Annotated in this window: 3 protein-coding genes; all 3 read left to right on the forward strand. The window is 38.0% G+C overall.

From position 1 onward, the window contains the following. Positions 1 to 267 precede the first annotated feature (267 nt). The gene (locus tag PGQ38_RS19040; protein ID WP_003864535.1) at positions 268 to 444 is read left to right on the forward strand and encodes a helix-turn-helix domain-containing protein; all 177 of its coding nucleotides are present in this window, start codon (positions 268 to 270) and stop codon (positions 442 to 444) included. Between the two features lie 120 nt (positions 445 to 564). Beyond that, positions 565 to 1,554 (forward strand): helix-turn-helix domain-containing protein, encoded by a 990-nt coding sequence (locus tag PGQ38_RS19045; protein ID WP_003864534.1) that lies wholly within the window; start codon positions 565 to 567, stop codon positions 1,552 to 1,554. Position 1,555: 1 nt separating this feature from the next. Continuing rightward, entirely contained in the window at positions 1,556 to 2,947 is a 1,392-nt protein-coding gene (locus PGQ38_RS19050) for a tyrosine-type recombinase/integrase (RefSeq protein WP_173817058.1), read from the forward strand. Positions 2,948 to 3,411: the final 464 nt, after the last annotated feature.

Here is a 3,411-nt window from a genome sequence, read left to right on the forward strand (position 1 = left end):
CGATTGTTTCCTTAACAGTTTGTTGAATTAAAAATGAAATAAAGTTCCAGTAATCATAGAGTGTATGGATTCAATTCCATATGCTCTTTTTCTTTACTTAATTTCATGAAAAATGTAAAAATCTAATGTTACGAGTTGCATTAAAGAAAACTCGTAAGAAAAAAAGTAAAAAAATTTGCTTTTGACCACTGTAAAACATGCTCTGAGCGTTTCGTTATATGAAGGGATAATTTTTCTTTCATATTTCAAAGAAAAGAGGATAAAGAAATGTCAGAAAAAAGATGTTATACAGTTCAAGAGTTACAGGAAATCTTAGGAGTCAGCAGACCTACTATTTATAACCTTTTAAAGAAAAAGGAATTCCGGTGGATCCAGTTGGATGGCGGAAAGTATCGCATCTCTAAGAAGAGTTTCGATGACTGGCTCGATAACTTGGAACAATAAAAAACAGGGTGTTGATCAGGCAGATTTTGTCTGCAATCGACATCCTAAATTTTTATCTGGATTTGAGATATGATATAAGAAAAAACACTAACACTAAAAAAGACAGGAAGTGAAGAATAAATGGCAACAGCAATTATGAAACAAAAAGAAGTTCCGGAAATGGACGCTGTTGAAGAGATCATTTCAAAGATATCAGAAGACAGTCCTTACAAACGGCGTCCGACACAAAAGAGAACCTGGATGACCGTGCCGGAAATGGGAAAGCTGCTGGGATTAAAAAAGACAGATCGATACTGGCTGGTGCATAAAAATGTTTTTGAATCTAAAGAGATTGCCGGAAAGATACGAATCAATATTGCCAGCTTTGAAAAATGGTACGCCAATCAGATTAAATACCATAAAGTTACCGGAGAAGAACCGGGGAAAGAATTGAAATCCTGGTCCTATTCCGTTAAGGAAGTTGCGGATCTGTTGGGTGTTGATGAGTATCTTGTTTATGATTTACTCAAGAAAAATCAAATGGAAGCTGTTATTGTCGATTACTGGAAACGAATACCAAAAGAATCTTTTCAGAACTGGTATAAAAGCCAGTCCCGGTATCGAACAAAGGAAGACAGAGAAAAAGACGCTCTTCTGGAAGATGCAACAATTACGATGCCTGAGATGGCACAGCTGCTTGGAACAACCAGAAGCGCAGTATATACAATTCTTGATAATCCAAAGTATAGTCATTTTTTTGAATTCATTGTGATTGCAGAAAAGAAAAGGATCACAAAAGAGAGTTTTCAAAAATTCCTGGAAGGTCAGGATCGGTATAAGCTGGATCCATCGAATGATTATGAAGAACTTGCACAGGAACAGAATATTGCCCTGGCTAATTTCCGGCGGAAGAAATTATCACAGACCGGAATACGAGGAAGCAATGGAAATATAAAGTATCTTACTTTTGATGAAGCTTCCTATCTGGCAAAGGTCAGCAGAAGCATGATCAACAAGTGGGCGGATACAGGAAAGTTCACCGTAATAAAAGTTGGCAGTCGAGTTAGGATCCGTCGGGATGAATTTGAGGACTGGATGGAGCAAAGAGATTTGGAAAGGAGTATGCAATAATATGGCATCAATAAGAGAACGAAACGGAAAATTCAATGTAATCTATTCTTATACGAATGAAAAAGGCGAGAGAAAACAAAAATGGGAAACCTATGAAACAAAAGCCGAAGCTAAAAGAAGAAAAAAAGAAATTGAATATAAAAAAGAGATGGGATCATTTGTCGTCCGTAAATGCAAAACACTGGACGAGCTTATTACAGAATATGTTGCACTTTATGGCAAAGAAAACTGGGCGCTTTCTACATATGAAGGAAATGTCTCTCTTATCAATAACTATATTCTTCCGATCATTGGTGATACGAAACTCTCAGAGATCAATACCCGTTTCATCGAAAGATATTATCAGAGTCTTTTGAAGAGACGTGCAGTTATCAATCCATTGAATAAAACCAGTCGAAATGAATTTGTATCTTCCAGTACGGTCAGGGATATTAATAAGCTGCTTAGAAACTGTTTTGAACAGGCAGTGAAATGGGAGTTGATGGAGAAGAATCCTTGCACCCATGCGACTGTACCAAAACATAAATCACAAAAAAGAGACATCTGGACAGCGGATACATTGATGTATGCGCTCAGTGTCTGTGAAGATGAACGATTAAAGCTCGCAATTAATCTATCTTTCTCATGTTCCCTGCGACTTGGTGAGCTGCTTGGTCTTACCTGGGATTGTGTAGATATTTCTCCTGAGGCAATTGAAGAAAACCGTGCATATGTCTTCATCAACAAAGAATCACAGCGTATAAGAAAAGAATCTTTAAATGCATTGGATGGAAAAGATGTGTTGTTGGTATTTCCGACAAATCATAAGAAGAATTCTACGGTCCGTATTCTGAAAACACCGAAGACAGAAAGCAGTGTGCGTAAAATATTCTTACCGAAGAGTGTTGCTAATATGTTGGTAGACTGGAAGGTTGAGCAAGATGAAATGAAAGAAATTCTTGGTGATGAATATATGGACTATAACCTGGTTATGGCAAGTACCTTTGGTCTTCCTCTCGGAGATGGAGCAATCCGTGGTCCTTTAAAAAAACTGATCGAGGACTATAATCTCCCACCGGTTGTATTTCACAGTTTTCGTCATAGCAGCGTTACTTATAAGCTGAAATTGAATGGTGGAGACATCAAGGCGGTACAGGGTGATTCCGGCCATGCTCAGGTCAATATGGTTACGGATGTGTACTCTCATATTCTGGATGATGACCGAAGGAAAAATGCAGAGCTTTTTGAAGAAGCGTTTTATGAGAAAAAGAATCTGGATCCACAGATGCATGTACAGCAGGAAAATAATAATGCAACTGTTGCTGATGAAGTCGATCCGGAACTTCTGGCAAAAGTGTTGGCAAATCCAGAGATGCGGGCATTGCTCAATTCACTGGCGAAGACGATGAAGTAATTAGTCTATCTCCATAATATCTATTGGAATCTCCATCATTTGATGATGGAATGATGGAGATTCAGTTACAAAAAAGGTTACAGATATTTTTACTGAATAAAATTTGCCAGTCAAAAACGCATGGACAAACCGTCTCGTATGCGTTATATTATTTATAGACAAGAAAATATCTTGTGCTTTCGATAGGAAGTTTAATTGAATACTGTTTACCATGATCGAACGTACGAAGCATGGTGGTCATATAACAGATGTCGATGGTAATATCAAGGCATTCCCCAATTATTAGCTGGAGCAAACAATCAGCTAACTTTCAGAGCTTTACAGAGCTTGACAGAGGGGGTATTCAGAATAACTCGAATTGAATCGGAAACAGTTTTATATAGTATCCCACTTGGGTTTACCTTACCTCAGATTGACAGAGAGTGACAATAGGTTGGAGCTCTCCTAAGCGAGGGGTCGGAGGT

Source organism: Blautia faecis (assembly GCF_027662325.1).
In the GTDB taxonomy this organism is placed as follows: Bacteria; Bacillota; Clostridia; order Lachnospirales; family Lachnospiraceae; genus Blautia_A; species Blautia_A faecis.

Excerpts from the sequence above, each read along its gene's own strand:
- PGQ38_RS19040 (WP_003864535.1), top strand. The coding sequence starts at position 268 with ATGTCAGAAAAAAGATGTTATACAGTTCAAGAGTTACAGGAAATCTTA.
- PGQ38_RS19050 (WP_173817058.1), top strand. The coding sequence starts at position 1,556 with ATGGCATCAATAAGAGAACGAAACGGAAAATTCAATGTAATCTATTCT.
- PGQ38_RS19045 (WP_003864534.1), top strand. The coding sequence starts at position 565 with ATGGCAACAGCAATTATGAAACAAAAAGAAGTTCCGGAAATGGACGCT.